This window comes from Phytobacter diazotrophicus (assembly GCF_052061655.1).
In the GTDB taxonomy this organism is placed as follows: domain Bacteria; phylum Pseudomonadota; class Gammaproteobacteria; order Enterobacterales; family Enterobacteriaceae; genus Phytobacter; species Phytobacter diazotrophicus.
On record NZ_CM125428.1, the window covers coordinates 3,046,753 to 3,061,525 of the forward strand.

At 53.3% G+C, this 14,773-nt stretch carries 14 protein-coding genes and 1 pseudogene; 4 read left to right on the forward strand and 11 right to left on the reverse strand.

Annotated features, from left to right (window positions below):
• Position 1: 1 nt before the first annotated feature.
• Together ACS0RQ_RS14870 and nasR are read right to left on the reverse strand one after the other, a co-directional pair.
• Positions 2-1,261: a CmpA/NrtA family ABC transporter substrate-binding protein gene (locus ACS0RQ_RS14870; RefSeq protein WP_271851222.1), complete on the reverse strand. Its 1,260-nt coding sequence runs from the start codon at positions 1,259-1,261 to the stop codon at positions 2-4.
• A 233-nt stretch (positions 1,262-1,494) separates the two neighbouring features.
• A complete protein-coding gene (gene nasR / locus ACS0RQ_RS14875; protein ID WP_271851223.1) occupies positions 1,495-2,688 on the reverse strand; it encodes a nitrate regulatory protein NasR in 1,194 nt (397 codons plus the stop codon).
• 67 nt (positions 2,689-2,755) lie between these two features.
• Between nasR and ACS0RQ_RS14880 the strand changes: the two genes are divergently transcribed.
• From ACS0RQ_RS14880 to ACS0RQ_RS14890, 3 genes are all read left to right on the forward strand, one after another.
• Positions 2,756-3,109 (forward strand): DsrE/DsrF/TusD sulfur relay family protein, encoded by a 354-nt coding sequence (locus ACS0RQ_RS14880; protein WP_039079186.1) that lies wholly within the window; start codon positions 2,756-2,758, stop codon positions 3,107-3,109.
• Positions 3,110-3,217: 108 nt separating this feature from the next.
• Complete coding sequence (locus ACS0RQ_RS14885) at positions 3,218-5,002, forward strand: methyl-accepting chemotaxis protein (protein WP_271851224.1); 1,785 nt, start codon at positions 3,218-3,220, stop codon at positions 5,000-5,002.
• Between the two features lie 215 nt (positions 5,003-5,217).
• Entirely contained in the window at positions 5,218-5,460 is a 243-nt protein-coding gene (locus ACS0RQ_RS14890; protein WP_039079188.1) for a DUF1883 domain-containing protein, read from the forward strand.
• Positions 5,461-5,473: 13 nt separating this feature from the next.
• Here the strand turns inward: ACS0RQ_RS14890 and ACS0RQ_RS14895 are convergent, their stop codons facing one another.
• The gene (locus ACS0RQ_RS14895; RefSeq protein WP_039079189.1) at positions 5,474-6,169 is read right to left on the reverse strand and encodes a gamma-glutamylcyclotransferase; all 696 of its coding nucleotides are present in this window, start codon (positions 6,167-6,169) and stop codon (positions 5,474-5,476) included.
• 178 nt (positions 6,170-6,347) lie between these two features.
• Complete coding sequence (gene chaB / locus ACS0RQ_RS14900; protein ID WP_271851225.1) at positions 6,348-6,578, reverse strand: putative cation transport regulator ChaB; 231 nt, start codon at positions 6,576-6,578, stop codon at positions 6,348-6,350.
• Positions 6,579-6,847: 269 nt separating this feature from the next.
• On the opposite strand from chaB, the gene chaA reads away from it, so the two are divergent.
• Positions 6,848-7,948 (forward strand): sodium-potassium/proton antiporter ChaA, encoded by a 1,101-nt coding sequence (gene chaA / locus ACS0RQ_RS14905; RefSeq protein WP_039079191.1) that lies wholly within the window; start codon positions 6,848-6,850, stop codon positions 7,946-7,948.
• A gap of 100 nt (positions 7,949-8,048) precedes the next feature.
• Here the strand turns inward: chaA and ACS0RQ_RS14910 are convergent, their stop codons facing one another.
• The 7 genes and pseudogenes from ACS0RQ_RS14910 to sirB2 all read right to left on the reverse strand — a co-directional run bounded on the left by ACS0RQ_RS14910 (position 8,049) and on the right by sirB2 (position 14,771).
• Entirely contained in the window at positions 8,049-8,663 is a 615-nt protein-coding gene (locus ACS0RQ_RS14910; RefSeq protein ID WP_334312450.1) for a hypothetical protein, read from the reverse strand.
• A 76-nt stretch (positions 8,664-8,739) separates the two neighbouring features.
• Positions 8,740-8,994 (reverse strand): hypothetical protein, encoded by a 255-nt coding sequence (locus tag ACS0RQ_RS14915; protein ID WP_271851226.1) that lies wholly within the window; start codon positions 8,992-8,994, stop codon positions 8,740-8,742.
• A gap of 106 nt (positions 8,995-9,100) precedes the next feature.
• A protein-coding gene (locus ACS0RQ_RS14920; protein ID WP_334634863.1) for an IS1-like element IS1A family transposase occupies positions 9,101-9,798 on the reverse strand; the annotation gives its coding sequence in 2 pieces (ribosomal slippage) (positions 9,101-9,549 and positions 9,549-9,798; 699 coding nt in all).
• A gap of 116 nt (positions 9,799-9,914) precedes the next feature.
• Positions 9,915-12,203 (reverse strand): annotated as a pseudogene (locus tag ACS0RQ_RS14925) (type VI secretion system Vgr family protein); the annotation flags it as partial.
• 470 nt (positions 12,204-12,673) lie between these two features.
• The gene (gene kdsA / locus ACS0RQ_RS14930; protein ID WP_271849545.1) at positions 12,674-13,528 is read right to left on the reverse strand and encodes a 3-deoxy-8-phosphooctulonate synthase; all 855 of its coding nucleotides are present in this window, start codon (positions 13,526-13,528) and stop codon (positions 12,674-12,676) included.
• A 37-nt stretch (positions 13,529-13,565) separates the two neighbouring features.
• Complete coding sequence (sirB1, locus tag ACS0RQ_RS14935) at positions 13,566-14,375, reverse strand: invasion regulator SirB1 (RefSeq protein ID WP_039079196.1); 810 nt, start codon at positions 14,373-14,375, stop codon at positions 13,566-13,568.
• Between the two features lie 3 nt (positions 14,376-14,378).
• Complete coding sequence (gene sirB2 / locus ACS0RQ_RS14940; protein ID WP_271849544.1) at positions 14,379-14,771, reverse strand: invasion regulator SirB2; 393 nt, start codon at positions 14,769-14,771, stop codon at positions 14,379-14,381.
• Positions 14,772-14,773: the final 2 nt, after the last annotated feature.

The window sequence follows — 14,773 nt, forward strand, 5'->3', positions numbered from 1 at the left end:
ATCAGGCCCCTGTTCGTTGAATGTCGAAGCGTCTGGCGTATTGCTCCGGGTCGGTACCGTCCCAGCGCGTGCCATCCATCAGTGTGCTGGTTCGCATGGTCTGCGCAGGCAGCGTAATGCCCCCAATAGCCGTGGCGGCATCTTTCCAGATATCGATACGGTTAATGCGTCCGGCGATGGCGGCATAATCCGGTTCGCTTTTCAGCAGCCCCCAGCGGCGGAACTGGGTTAAAAACCACATGCCGTCGGAGTGCCATGGGTAGCTCACCTGGCCGTCATTGAAAAAGCGGATAGCGTGCGCGTCCTGCCAGCGCTTGCCCGCACCGTTGTCGTATTCACCGAGCATGCGCCCGGTCAGATACTGCTCTTTGGTGTTAAGCCACGCCCGACGCGCAAGGATACGGGCGGTTTCACGGCGGTTGTCATCGGAAGCATCAATCCAGCGGGACGCCTCCATCACCGCACAGACCAGCGCACGGGCGGTGTGCGGGTTTTGTTCGACCCAGGCGCTGCGCGTGCCGAGAATTTTTTCCGGATGATCCGGCCACACGGACTGGCTGGTCGCAGCGGTAAATCCGATGCGGTCATTAATGGCGCGGGCGTTCCACGGTTCACCCACGCAAAAACCGACCATGTTGCCGATCCGCATGTTCATCACCATTTGCGGCGGCGGCACGACCACCGTGCGAATGTCGGTAAAGGGGTTGATGCCCGCGCTCGCCAGCCAGTAATAGAGCCACATGGCGTGAGTGCCGGTCGGGAAGGTATGGGCAAAGGTGTATGTTCCGGGCGCGCTCTGCCCAATCAGTTTTTTCAGGCTCTCGCCATCGGTGACGCCTTTATCCAGCAGGTCGCTGGAAAGGGTGATCCCCTGACCGTTCTGGTTAAGGGTCATCAGGTTGGCCATCGACTGGGTTTTCCCGGCGATCCCGAGTTCCAGCCCGTACAGCAAGCCATAAAGCACGTGCGCGGCATCCAGTTCGCCGGAGACCAGTTTGTCGCGCACCGCCGCCCAACTGGCCTCTTTGGTGGGTACCAGGGTGATGCCGTACTTTTTATCGAACCCTTTCAGGGCAGCAATGACCAGCGGCGCGCAATCGGTCAACGGAATAAACCCGACACGAACGGTAGTCAGTTCCGGTTTGTCGGAACCCGCCGCCCACGCTGCCTGCATCAGGCCGGGCATCAGCATCGCACCGCCCAGTGCTGCTCCTGCCTGTAGAAAACGCCTGCGCGTTAGTGAAACCGATGAATCGCCCATACCCACTCCCGAAGCAAAAAAAAAGCGCCCGTCGATGCTTTCGCACCAATGGACGCCTTTATCCGTATGGTCAGTGAACCGCCGTTGGTTCCCCGCCACAAATGTATTCATTTACACACGATAACAATGCAAACCCTATGCCAGGTTACAACCCGCTGTTTTTCGTGCTTTTCACCTGTTTTCAGGATGTTTTCGCACTGCACATGTGCAGGAAATGCCCGCTAAATGTGCAACTACTCCTTAGGTGTTAGAGACCATAACGCCCGTACAGTGAGCAGCGCACGGGCGATTTCAACCATGCGCTGATTCTTGTCCATAGCCATTTTGCGCAGACATTGCCAGGCCTGCTCTTCGCTCATGTTCTGGTGATTCATCAGGATATTTTTCGCTTTATCAATCAGCGTGCGTTCCTCCAGGGAATCCTGTAACGACGCCAGTTGCGCACTAAGTTGCTCCAGTTCGCGGGCTTGTTGACGCACCAGGGGTAAGAGCTGTTTGTCGAGCCGCGCGGAAAGGCGGTCGCTCGCCGTTTCATCAATCCAGCTACTGACATTAACGTCGTCGTCTTCCTCCAGCATGGTCGCTGTCGTATGCATCAGTTCATTGATCAGCAACTCTTCCAGCGCACGCAGATGTTCCAGCCTCTGGGTTTGCAGTGCGAACCAGCGTAGCGCCCCTTCGCCGCCATCGGCGGGGGGCACGCGGGTGCAGGCCTGACGGCGGAGTTGTTCAATCTCCAGCCCGGCGGTACATTCTCGGGCAAATATCGCACTGACATCAGGCGCCGCAAGCGACAGGAAGGCCTCAAAACAGGGTTGCTGACCATCAATGCGGTCCACCAGCGACTGGCGCAATGCATCGCTAAACGCCGCCTGGGTAAACCCAATCGCCCCCAACGCGCGCTCTTGCCCTACCAGCTCTTTTCCCTGCATAAAACTGTAGAGGGCCACCAGATGTTTAACGATTCTGGGATCATCCACGCTGTCGTTAAGCTGCGGAATAATACTCAGCAGATGGCTAATGGTACGGCTGAACTGCGCCATCGCCTGTTCTGCCGTAATACGCTGGGTTTTTATTTGTTCGCGTAACTGTGGAAGTTGTTCCAGACACCCAACAGCGGCGGCAATACGGTGGCATAATGCGCTACTGGCAAGTGGCCTGAGCGTGGCGAGTAACGGTAAAAACGGGGTGATGTTCTCATCGGCAAGGGCGCTGCTGGCACGACATTCCAGCGCGTAAAGCTGCCCTTTTGAACACAGCCAGATATTCGATGCGCCGCGTTCGCATTGCAACATATGGGTCAGATGGCTGATTTTTCCCGCCAGCACGCCAAGCTGTGTGAGCTGGTAAAGCTGTTGTTTCTGGACCTGACGCGCATAGCGAAACCAGTCGGTGGCGTCGGGTGTCGCATCAGTATAATTATTCATGCTTACTCTCCGTGGCTGTCTGCTGGAGAGTAATAAGCAATAACCATGCCCTATCGAAGGAGTGAAGATGCAAAAGATCGTGATTGTCGCCAACGGCGCGGCGTACGGCAGTGAATCCTTATTTAACAGTCTGCGTCTGGCCATCGCCCTGCGCGAACAAGAAGCCGACCTCGATTTACGCCTGTTTTTAATGTCCGATGCGGTGACCGCCGGGCTGCGTGGGCAAAAACCTGCCGAGGGGTACAATATTCAGCAAATGCTGGAAATCCTTACCGCGCAAAATGTACCGGTGAAGCTGTGTAAGACCTGCACCGACGGGCGCGGTATCACAACGTTGCCCTTAGTGGATGGCGTGGCGATTGGCACCCTGGTCGAACTGGCGCAGTGGACGCTGGCGGCAGACAAAGTGCTGACCTTCTAATATTCAACATTCTTTAATACTTTTTTCTTATGGGTGCCTCTCTGGCATCAAGTTTGCCTGCTGTGCTGCCGATAGGCATTAAAGACAACACAGCAGGTACTCATAAATATGTTCAGGTCAATTCGCGCTCGTATCATTGCGGCGACGGCGGGCTGTCTCGCTATTGCTCTTCTTCTTAACACCGTTATTAACTACCAGGTAACCAGCCAGCATAATCAGGACGCTCAGCAAGACATCCTCACCAGCACCAGCTCCAGCCATAGCCTCGCTATCAGCGACTGGGTCAGCAGTAAAACGACCGCCATCTCCTCTCTTCAGAAAGTCGCCCTAACCGACGACCCCGTTCCGGTGTTCACCCAGATTGCTCAGGCCGCTGGCTTTATCAATGTCTATGTGGGGTACGCCAGTAAAACGGCCAAATTCTCAAACCCGGACGGTGTGCCTGCGGATTATGATCCGACCATTCGTCCCTGGTATCAGCAGGCCGCCAAAGCGGATGCTCCGATAGTCACCGCACCTTATGTCGACGCAGGCAGCGGGAAACTGGTGGTCACCTTCGCGGTACCAGTCAAAGAAAACGGTACGCTTAAAGCGGTGGTCGCAGGTGATGTGTCAATGGACAGCGTGGTGGCCAACGTCCAGGGTATTAAACCCACCCCAAACAGCAGCGGTCTGTTACTGAACAGCGACGGCAGCGTGATTGCCGCCAACGATGGCAAACTGACGCTGAAACCGTTTGGCGAGGCCATCAGGGAAGTGCAATTTGCCGATCTGCAAGCGGGTAAACCGCTCACGGGCCTCTTTGCCGGTGCGGAAAAAGCGTTTCTTGCCACCAAAGTGAACGGCACCAACTGGCTGCTGGTTGTCGCACTGGACAGCGCAGACGCCACCGCGGGCCTGCGCGCGCAATTGAAAGCCTCAGCCATTTCGCTCATTGTACTGGTCGTGCTGGCGGGTGCCCTCATGCACTGGATTGTCGCCACTATGCTCAAACGCCTGATCACCATTCGTGATGCGATGAACGCGATTAGCAGCGGCACAGATGACCTGTCGCAGCGCTTGCCGGAGCAGGGTAACGATGAAGTGGCGCAAATCGCCCATGCATTTAACGCCTTTAGCGACAAACTCGCCGTGGTGATGGTTAAACTGCGCGATTCCAGCCACTCTGTTCAACAGGCGGCACAAGAGATCGCGACAGGCAACCAGGATCTGTCAGGGCGTACCGAACAGGCCGCCTCCAGCCTGCGCGAGACCGCCAGTGCCGTCGAGCAGATTACCGCCTCCGTCGCCCAGTCCACCGATTCCGCCGCTCAGGCCAACGAACAGGCGCACAGCGCCTCTGAGGCGGCGTCACGCGGCGGCAAAGTGGTATCGCAGGCCATTTCAACCATGCAGACAATCGAAGTGGCGTCGGCCAAAATTGGTGATATTACCAGCGTGATTGACGGGATCGCTTTCCAGACCAATATCCTGGCGCTGAACGCCTCAGTCGAAGCAGCGCGTGCAGGCGAGCAAGGGCGTGGTTTCGCGGTTGTTGCCGGCGAGGTACGCAACCTTGCCAGTCGCAGCGCGCAGGCAGCAAAAGAGATTAAGTCGTTGATTGATTCGACAACAGACAGCGTGGCAACGGGTTCTCGCTACGTGCGCCTGGCCGGGGAAAGCATGGGGGAAATTGTCTCCAGCATCGACAGCGTCTCGGTCATTATGCGTGAAATCACCGTCGCCACGAACGAGCAGATGAAAGGTATCCAGGAAATTAATCATGCGGTCATCGATCTGGACCGAATGGTGCAGCAAAACGCCGAACTGGTGATCCAGTCAGCCGCCGCCGCAGGCGCGTTGCAGGAACAAGCGGGCGAGCTTGCTGAAACTGCGGGTCATTTCCGCATTTAATCTTCTGTCGGCGCGTTTTTCCCCGAATTTAACGCGCCGACATAATCCCCCGCCGAATTTTGTCATTATTGTTTAATCGTTACGCCATTTTTTGATCAAAGTCAGCATCTGAACCCCTTCCCTTTGGTGTTATGCAATGAGTGAATTGTGAACAAAATCACGCACGGGATTTTCCCGCAGGGAGTGCGTTGTCGATATATACGGGGTTTAAAACAATGGCGTTGGTAAAAACAAGTTTGAAGTTATTTGGTGGGGATACAGTGGTAGTACGTTGTTCTGAGAGCTGCCATATCCATCTGATGAGCGAAAAGAGTCAGGCCGCAAGTCAGACTGATGTGTTAAGCGTTCAGGATCGTGCCAGTGCGTATCTGGCGGTTCCTTACAGCGGCATCTGGAATGTGCTGATCGATAGCCACAGCCAGTCGCTGGAACATTCCATCAGTTACGTTCCAGCATAAGTTAGCATCACACTCAGGCGAAACCAGGTTGCATCTCCGGACCTGGTTTTTCTCCCTCCAGCAGCAGACGCACCCTTCCCACCAGCTCGTTGAGGCAATCATCCTGCATACCCAGTTTGATCAGCTCTTGTTCCAGCGAAAACAGATATTGCGCGTTGGTACCCAACGGGCCACTCGCTGAGGCAATAAGCGGCGCAATGGTCTGCGCGCGGGTATCGGACTCATAAAGCGGATGACGCGGATCCATGATGAATACCAGCGCATTTACCGTACGGCCGTCGTCAAGCTCCAGCTTGCGCCAGCTTGGCAGGTAGCAGCCGGTGATCATCTCGCGCTTCCACAACAGAGAAAGCTCTTCGTGTAGGGTCGATTCTGCCAGGCGATAGGCCACACCGGTGGTGCGCCCGCCCTCTTTTAGTGCGAGCATACGTCCGGGCTGGCAGGCGCTGCCGCGTCCTGCCGTCAGACGTAAACAAAATGCGCGGTGCCAGCCAGGAAGAGTACCGGTACAGGACTCGTCATATTCCAGAGCCGGGTTCCACATCAGCGAACCGTAACCAAAAATCCATACCGGGCCGTCATCCGGGCGGCAAGCCAGCGTCGCTGCAAGCGATGCTGCTCGTTGCTCCGCCGACCATAACAGCGATTCCTCAATGTCTCCAAACGCCGTTTTACAATCTGCCTTCATCAAGAAATCACGCGTCAACATCTCTTTCTACCTCCGCCACTGCCTGCTTCCTTGCGACGACTTTACTGCTGCCTTCCTGGCGCTTTTCAATGACGATATGCAATTCACAGGCCGTTTTCAAGTGAACTCTATAGGGCGTAAGGTGAAGGGCAATTCATTATGTTGGCATTATAAAAATGCGACTCATTATTTCAGAGGGTTATCGCTTTTTATGCCATTTATCATCGTCGCCCTTTTCATAATCATTTTTTACCGCCGCCCAGGCCACGCGATGCGCGGTCTCTTCCCGGCTGGCATCATCGCGGCGATCGTCTTTATCTTTATATTGCTCCCAGGCACTATTAAAGGCTTCTTTATAGATTTCCTGGGCGTGGGCAGGCAGGACATGTTGCACGCTGTCGGGTAAGTCTGATTTCGTTTTATAGGGCATCGTGTATACCTCCTTAAGCAAAAACTTAAGTCTGGTTTATTCTTCCCGTCTTATCCAACCGATTTTGATTTTCGACAAAATTCCAATGGCATTACATTGTTAATTAACTATATTTTCCATTAAAAACTTATAAATACTCATCTCAAAGCAGAAAATTCGCATGACGTAAAAAAGCGTAAAAAAGGGATAATGAAAGGCGAATGTTTGTTATTTTATGCGCCCTGAATTTCTTTCTATAATTACAAATACCTGCTGGTTGGAGATTAACAATGACAACAACGCACGAGGCGGTTAAAACCCGCCACAAGGAGACTTCGCTCATTTTCCCGGTTCTGGCACTGGCAGCCCTGCTTTATTGGGGAAACAGTCAGTCGCTGCCAGTGATAATCGGAATGAATGCTCTGGCCCTGGTGGGGATTCTTGCCAGCGCATTTAGCGTCGTACGCCACGCCGATGTTCTGGCTCACCGTCTCGGTGAACCCTATGGCTCATTAATTTTAAGCCTTTCTGTCGTTATTCTTGAAGTGAGTCTGATTTCTGCGTTAATGGCAACCGGCGATGCTGCGCCAACGCTCATGCGCGACACACTTTATTCCATCATTATGATCGTTAGCGGTGGTCTGGTTGGCTTCTCGTTATTGCTCGGTGGGCGGAAATTTGCCACGCAATATGTGAACCTGTTCGGCATCAAGCAATATATGATTGCCCTCTTCCCGCTGGCCATTATTGTGCTGGTCTTCCCGGTGGCCTTAGAAGGCGGCAATTTCACGACCGGACAATCATTACTGGTGGCCCTTATTTCTGCCGCTATGTATGGCGTATTCCTGCTGATTCAAACGAAAACGCATCAGAGTCTGTTCGTTTATGAGCACGAAGATGACGGCGACGATGATGACCCGCACCACGGCAAACCGTCGGCACATAGCAGCGGCTGGCACACCGTCTGGCTGCTGGTCCATCTGATTGCCGTTATTGCGGTCACCAAGATGAATGCCAATCCGCTGGAAAATCTGCTGACGGAAATGAATGCGCCTGTTGCCTTTACCGGCTTCCTGGTTGCGCTGTTGATTCTCTCTCCCGAAGGCTTGGGCGCCCTGAAAGCGGTATTAAATAATCAGGTGCAGCGCGCAATGAATCTGTTCTTCGGCTCAGTTCTGGCGACCATTTCGTTGACCGTACCGGTTGTCACGCTGATTGCCTGGGTGACCGGGAATGATTTGATGTTTGGCCTGGGCAAACCGGAGCTGGTGGTGATGCTGGCGTCATTGATGCTGTGCCATATTTCGTTTTCAACGGGTCGCACCAATGTCCTTAACGGCGCCGCGCATCTGGCGCTGTTTGCGGCGTATTTGATGACGATTTTTGCCTGATTTGAACAAGGGCGTCTGTAGTCAGTAATGAGCCGATCTTGTTAGCACGCTATGCTGGCCTGGTTTTCCAGGTCAGCGTTAGCAAGTGACTTATATTCTTTTATTGTGGTTTTGGACATTCAGTCATACAGCGCAGAAAGAAACTTTCGTTAATAGAAGCCCCTGTATCTACCGTATGCAAATCATGAGCAAAATAAGCATGAAGTGTATTTATTCCTGGCCATATGATGTCAGGGAGTTTTTCGCCATTCCATGCCTTATGATAAAAATCGAGGAACAGCTCAGCCCGTCTCGATGCTGGAAAATAAATCACTTTATTGTTTTCCATGCGAGTATCCATTTGTCGCCCGTAATTAAAATCATTTGATAATCCGGTGGCGACACGCTTGACATCATCCAGCCATCCCCACAGTGATTTAAGTTCAGCAATCTGCACCTTTATCTCTTCAGCTTTTCGATTCGGGTTCACCCCTGTTCCGGCAGGCGGACCATACTCACTTATATGTTCACGACGTGCTAACGACAGTTTTTCATGCAGATGATTAAGCTCGGTGCAGTAGAGGTAATATTGCTTTGCCAGCCAGATAAAATAGATATCAAGATAGAAATCAAAGGCGGCATCTCTGACGGCATCCGTGCCATAGACATTGGCGTAAGTCGGCCCCGCCAGATTATCCCGCCAGTACTGGTTTACCTCAGATTTATAGTCAGCCATCTAGTCAGTAACAGAACGCCCTTCGACGGTATCGTTGATTGTACCCGTACGGCGCCCCCGGTATCTAATGATGCCATCATCGTTTGGCCTCCTGCTGAACATGATTTTTAAAGGCGCCCATCAGTTTTGATTCCATCGCCGTAAAGCTTGCCTTTGACATCCTGCCGTATGCGGCCCACCCCAGATAACCTGCCCGATATTCCACAGCACTATCAGTACGGGCACCATTCCAGACGGCAACCTCAATTGAGGTGCACTCAAATCTGTTTATCAGTAGCCAGTGCAGTACAGGAAAATTTTCATTCAGTATTTTCGCTACCTCCAGTTTCATATACCTCAACTGTTCACAGCCATATCATTAGGATATGTTGAACAAATCAGCCACCTTCGCAAAATTCTATATATCCTGTTATGCAATTTCTGGTAATGGTCCCAACTTATTGATAGTGTTTTATGTTCAGATAATGCCCGATGACTTTATCATGCAGCTCCACCGATTTTGAGAACGACAGCGACTTCCGTCCCAGCCTTGCCAGATGCTGCCTCAGATTCAGGTTATGCCGCTCAATTCGCTGCGTATATCGCTTGCTGATTACGTGCAGCTTTCCCTTCAGGCGGGATTCATACCGCGGCCAGCCATCCGTCATCCATATCACCACGTCAAAGGGTGACAGCAGGCTCATAAGACGCCCCAGCGTCGCCATAGTGCGTTCACCGAATACGTGCGCAACAACCGTCTTCCGGAGCCTGTCATACGCGTAAAACAGCCAGCGCTGGCGCGATTTAGCCCCGACGTAGCCCCACTGTTCGTCCATTTCCGCGCAGACGATGACGTCACTGCCCGGCTGTATGCGCGAGGTTACCGACTGCGGCCTGAGTTTTTTAAGTGACGTAAAATCGTGTTGAGGCCAACGCCCATAATGCGGGCGGTTGCCCGGCATCCAACGCCATTCATGGCCATATCAATGATTTTCTGGTGCGTACCGGGTTGAGAGGCTGTGTATGTGAACTGTAACTGCCATGTTTTACGGCAGTGAGAGCAGAGATAGCGCTGATGTCCGGCAGTACTTTTACCGTTACGCACCACCCCGTCTGTAGCTGAACAGGAGGGACAGCTGATAGAAACAGAAGCCACTGGAGCACCTCAAAAACACCATCATACACTAAATCAGTAAGTTGGCAGCATCACCCAGATGACGAATCACCATTCCGCTGCCGCGTTGTAATTATTTGTATACCATCCCATGTTTCTTTTATTATCGGAAATGCCATCATCTCAGGCATAATTTTCGCACCTGGCTTACGCCCGTAATATCCTGCCTTGACGTTATATTCACCTTGCGTACCGGCCTCTATTCCGCAGGGATCCAGACGGATATAACTTCCGCCACCGTTGATCGTGATTTTCTTCTTCGCGGTAATAGTGATCTCATCTTCCGTACTGGTGATCTCTATCGATTTTTTCGCCAGTAATTCCATCAGGTCGTTCTGCGCCTGTAGTGAGATCGCACCTTTATTGGCAAACAGCTTAATCCCCGCTTTGCGTACAAATACACTCAGGGCCTGCCCCACACCGATAAACAGGTTTTTCATCACCCCAATATCGGCATTATTGCCAGCGTTCATTTCGAGACTCCTGGCCGCCGCCAGTTGCATATGTTCACCGCTGGCCAGGGTCACACCTTTCGGACCGCTTAACAGCACCACCGCCTGCGTCAGTTCTCTTACACGCTCCTCCAGCAACGTCACCTGCGACTCAAGGTCTGCCGGGTCAGCATTCGCCGTTTCCGCATCCGCCGACAGAGACGCCATCTGCGACTGTGCACCGCTCAGTATCCCCATCGCCGCCGCCATCTCCCGCACCTGCCCCTGCGCCCGCTCCTGACCGTCAGCGCTGATGAATATCCCCTTTTTCGCCCGGATGGCACCCCACATGTCCGTGCGCAGCTCAAAACCTTCCCCGCGCTGCTGTTTTCCCGCATCCACCAGATGGCCGAGATTGAGCTGGCTCTTGCCGCCGTACTCCGTACTGATTTTGATATGCTCTTTGCCGCGTTCGTCATCGAGGCGCAGCTTGTTGTTTGCCGGGGTACGCAGCACGTTGCGTCTGTAGTTCTGAATCGTCACGTGGTCGGGGTGGGCGGAATCATGCTTCACGCCGGCGATATAGGGCCGGTCCGGGTTGCCTCCCTCAAACGCGATGCTGACCTCCGTGCCCGCCAGCAGCGGCAGGTGCAGTCCGTACGTATCACCCGCATAAGGGCGGGACTGCCGTACCCACAGGCTCTCGTAACCCGGCTTCCAGGTCTCACGGTCAAAATCGAGGTTCACCCGGTAGCGCCCGTCTTTATCGATATGGGCATAGATATCGTTTGCCGTTGTGCTGGTCACCCGCGCGGGCAGCGTTCCGGCCATCACCGGTTTCGCGATGCGAGCCGGGCGAAAGCTGTAGCGTTCCGAATAAGGTATGGCGGTAAACGTCAGTTCATAACTGCGGTCTCGCGCCGCGCTGGCGGTCAGCCCGGTTATCAATGCGCCCCTGCGGAACACCGCCGGGGCGTCTTCATCCGGTACCTTTATCTCCAGCCCCGGCATCAGCAGGGCGCTGGTGCTCAGCCCCTGCAGAATGGCCCGGCCATTAAGGTAACGTTCGTGGCGGATACGCGCGTAAAACGCCCCGCTTTCCGGTGTGTCCGGGTCGCCTGCCGTCAGGAAGTTGTCCGCGTAATGACAGGCTTCGCCACAGGTGGTGCTGTCCCCGCCCGTCGCATCAAACGCCGACGTCATGTCGGCGGTCGCGCCACGGTAGTTGTAGTCCCGCGTGGTGACGCTTTTTTCCACCACATGATATGCCGTGTTCAGCCCCCAGACAGATCCCGTGCCGCTGTCGCTCAGCCCCGAAGGGTGGCGCAGCGGCAGCATCAGACCGCGTTCATAGCCGCTCTGGTCGTCATAAAACTCAATGACTTCAATTTTCAGCCGCACGTCGGTACTGAACCGGAACCAGATCCCCACTTCCGACAGCAACCGGGAGATAAAAGTCAGGTCATCCTCGCCGAACTGCATCACCTGTTCGCGCGACGGATATTCCCCCCTCAGGGTGAATACGAAGTCCTGGCCGAGCATCCCGTGGCGCTCACGCAGGATTTTCTCGACAATCTGCGGCACGCTCTGGTTCTGGTAGATGGCGTTCTGATGACTGCGAGCGAGCAGCGCCAGACGGGGCTCAAGGCGCACTTCATAGCGCGATTCATCGCGCGAGGTGGAAAGCTGTTTAAAGCCAGTGATGACGCCGTACAGGGTGCGCAGCGGCACCTGTACCGGCATCCCCTGAACCGGCGGGGCGCAGAGGCTGAGCGCGCCGTCCTGCATCAGCACCGATTCCGGCGCCAGGGTTTTATCACGGCTGGTGAACTGAATGTCGTAACAGAACGGCTGGCTCAGTTGCTCGCGGCCTTCAAAGGAGAGCACATCAGGCGGGCTGCTCAGGCCTCGAATTTTTAATTTGTGGTGGGAGTGGTCAAAACTGAGCGCATTCATGCGGTGTCTCCTGCATCCTTGCAATATGCAATGCATTCTTGCCTTTATTGCTGGCGGGCAAGCACAACAGTCTGTGAATTCCCATTTTCCATGGCTGGTTTATTTATGCCATCCCAATAGCGTCACGTAAAAAAGCATACCTACCGCCAGAGAATGTCCACGCTCCTGGATACAACATAATTAACAATGCGATTCTATATAGGCAAAAAACACCCCATTAATAAAGTCACTTAGCGCAAAATTGACTGAATATGGAAGCCTATTCACGTAATCATATTTTTAGGAAAAACACTGCGATATTTAGATATTCACACTAAAAATGCTTACGTTAATAAACGTTGAAGATTATTATTTAAAACAGCGGAGTATTATTTTGTAAAAAGAAAGAAACAGAAGAGGCATTGGAAAGGAGTCAGAAAGTGATAACACCGTTCACACAACGGTGCACGGTGTTATCAAGGCTCGATTAATTATTTGCTAGTATCAAGCTCATCAAAGCTTTTCACCAGATCATCAATCGCTTTGATCTGTTTCAGGAACGGCTCCAGTTTATCCAGCGGCAGTGCAGACGGGCCATCGCATTTCGCGTTGGCTGGATCCGGGTGCGCCTCAATAAACAGACCGGCCAGGCCTGTCGCCATACCCGCGCGCGCCAGCTCAGCAACCTGGGCACGACGGCCACCAGACGCGGCGCCAAACGGGTCGCGGCACTGCAATGCGTGCGTCACATCGAAAATGACCGGCGAGTTGCCAGAGACATTTTTCATCACGCTAAAGCCGAGCATATCAACAACCAGGTTGTCGTAACCGAAGTTGCTGCCACGGTCGCACAGGATAACTTTGTCGTTACCGCCTTCATGGAATTTATCCACGATATTACCCATCTGGCCAGGGCTTACGAACTGCGGTTTTTTCACGTTAATGACGGCGCCGGTTTTCGCCATCGCTTCGACCAGGTCGGTCTGACGCGCCAGAAATGCCGGTAACTGAATCACGTCAACCACGTCAGCGACGGGCTGAGCCTGGCTGGCTTCGTGAACATCGGTGATCACTTTCACGCCGAACGTCTGTTTCAGCTCCTGGAAAATTTTCATCCCTTCTTCCAGGCCCGGCCCACGGTAAGACTTGATGGAGGAACGGTTGGCTTTGTCAAAAGAGGCTTTGAACACGTACGGAATACCCAGTTTCTGGGTAACAGTCACATAGTGCTCACAAATACGCATCGCGAGGTCGCGGGACTCCAGCACGTTCATACCGCCAAACAGAACAAACGGCAGATCGTTCGCGACATTGATATCGCCAATGCTAACCACTTTTTGTTTCATATAATTCCCTTATCAAGATTCAGTCTATTAATTCAGTTTAGTGCAGTGTAATTTGCTTGTGCGAAATGGTGTTGATTTGCGCACGGATCATCTCGCTGATGGGATCCTCAGGACACTGCTCTACGAAGTAATTCAGATCGTGCAGCGCAACATGATCGCACTCGAGTTGCGCATAAATTAAGCCACGATCGCGGATCTCATACGGGTCTTCCGGGTTAAACTGCAACAAGGCTTCACTGGCACGCAAAGCCAGTTCCATTTGTTGCTCTTCCATCAACGCCGATTTCAAAGTATCGAGCAGCTTACGGATGACTTCCGCGTTATCTGCCTCGTCGAGATCCTCATTAAACAGCTCAGCCACAGGGCTGATGTTACCCTTAAGCCAGACGTCCAGCGTATGCTCGTCCAGCGTGTCGCCATTAAAGGGATTGATCAGCCACATTTCCCCATCCAGCCACTCAGCGCGCAGAATGAGCTGCGTCGGGAAAATCACCGGCATCAGCGGAATGTCCAGATGCCCGGCAACCCATAACAGAATGGCGCCCAGTGACACCGCGCTACCCTGACGGTTTTGCAGGACTTTATCCAGCCACAACGCATCCGACAGACGGTACACACCGCGGGTGTCTTTAAAACCCCATTCGCCGTAAAACAGCTCAAGGAGTTTCTCCAGTTGCAAGTCCTGCGGTTGAGCCTCACTTATTTCTTCACGCGCCAGACGGATCAGACGCTCAAGTTCGTCGTGCACGAACTGCGAGGGAAAATCATCACGAATCAATTCAGATATCAGGATCATTCCATCGCACAATGGTGCTTTGTTAAATTCGAAATCGGCTAACGACCGCATGTCTTACCCCAGTATCGGTATCTTTGTGGCGGCGAGTTTAATGATGATGTACAGCACCACCAGCCCCAGCAAAAACGCAATAAACCCCGTTTGCTGGCTGCGCGGACGATATCGTCCCAGCGCAATGAAACCCAAAACGATGTAGATGATAACGCCAAACAGCTTTTCCGTCAGCCATGCGCCATTAGCAGTAAATGGGATATAGCGCGTTACAACGATAAGCCCGAGGCCGCTGAGCAATAACAGCGTGTCCACTGCATGAGGCACAACCCGCACCCAGCGCGCCTGTGCGCGAGGATTACCCGTAAAGCGCCACCAGTATCGCAGCACAAACAGGCTAATGGTCAGAACCACCGTGGTCAAATGCAGGCTTATCAGAAACGTGAACGCACTCATTC

Coding starts and splice junctions, on each gene's coding strand:
- ACS0RQ_RS14870 (WP_271851222.1), bottom strand. CDS start 1,261: ATGGGCGATTCATCGGTTTCACTAACGCGCAGGCGTTTTCTACAGGCA.
- nasR (WP_271851223.1), bottom strand. CDS start 2,688: ATGAATAATTATACTGATGCGACACCCGACGCCACCGACTGGTTTCGC.
- ACS0RQ_RS14880 (WP_039079186.1), top strand. CDS start 2,756: ATGCAAAAGATCGTGATTGTCGCCAACGGCGCGGCGTACGGCAGTGAA.
- ACS0RQ_RS14885 (WP_271851224.1), top strand. CDS start 3,218: ATGTTCAGGTCAATTCGCGCTCGTATCATTGCGGCGACGGCGGGCTGT.
- ACS0RQ_RS14890 (WP_039079188.1), top strand. CDS start 5,218: ATGGCGTTGGTAAAAACAAGTTTGAAGTTATTTGGTGGGGATACAGTG.
- ACS0RQ_RS14895 (WP_039079189.1), bottom strand. CDS start 6,169: ATGTTGACGCGTGATTTCTTGATGAAGGCAGATTGTAAAACGGCGTTT.
- chaB (WP_271851225.1), bottom strand. CDS start 6,578: ATGCCCTATAAAACGAAATCAGACTTACCCGACAGCGTGCAACATGTC.
- chaA (WP_039079191.1), top strand. CDS start 6,848: ATGACAACAACGCACGAGGCGGTTAAAACCCGCCACAAGGAGACTTCG.
- ACS0RQ_RS14910 (WP_334312450.1), bottom strand. CDS start 8,663: ATGGCTGACTATAAATCTGAGGTAAACCAGTACTGGCGGGATAATCTG.
- ACS0RQ_RS14915 (WP_271851226.1), bottom strand. CDS start 8,994: ATGAAACTGGAGGTAGCGAAAATACTGAATGAAAATTTTCCTGTACTG.
- kdsA (WP_271849545.1), bottom strand. CDS start 13,528: ATGAAACAAAAAGTGGTTAGCATTGGCGATATCAATGTCGCGAACGAT.
- sirB1 (WP_039079196.1), bottom strand. CDS start 14,375: ATGCGGTCGTTAGCCGATTTCGAATTTAACAAAGCACCATTGTGCGAT.
- sirB2 (WP_271849544.1), bottom strand. CDS start 14,771: ATGAGTGCGTTCACGTTTCTGATAAGCCTGCATTTGACCACGGTGGTT.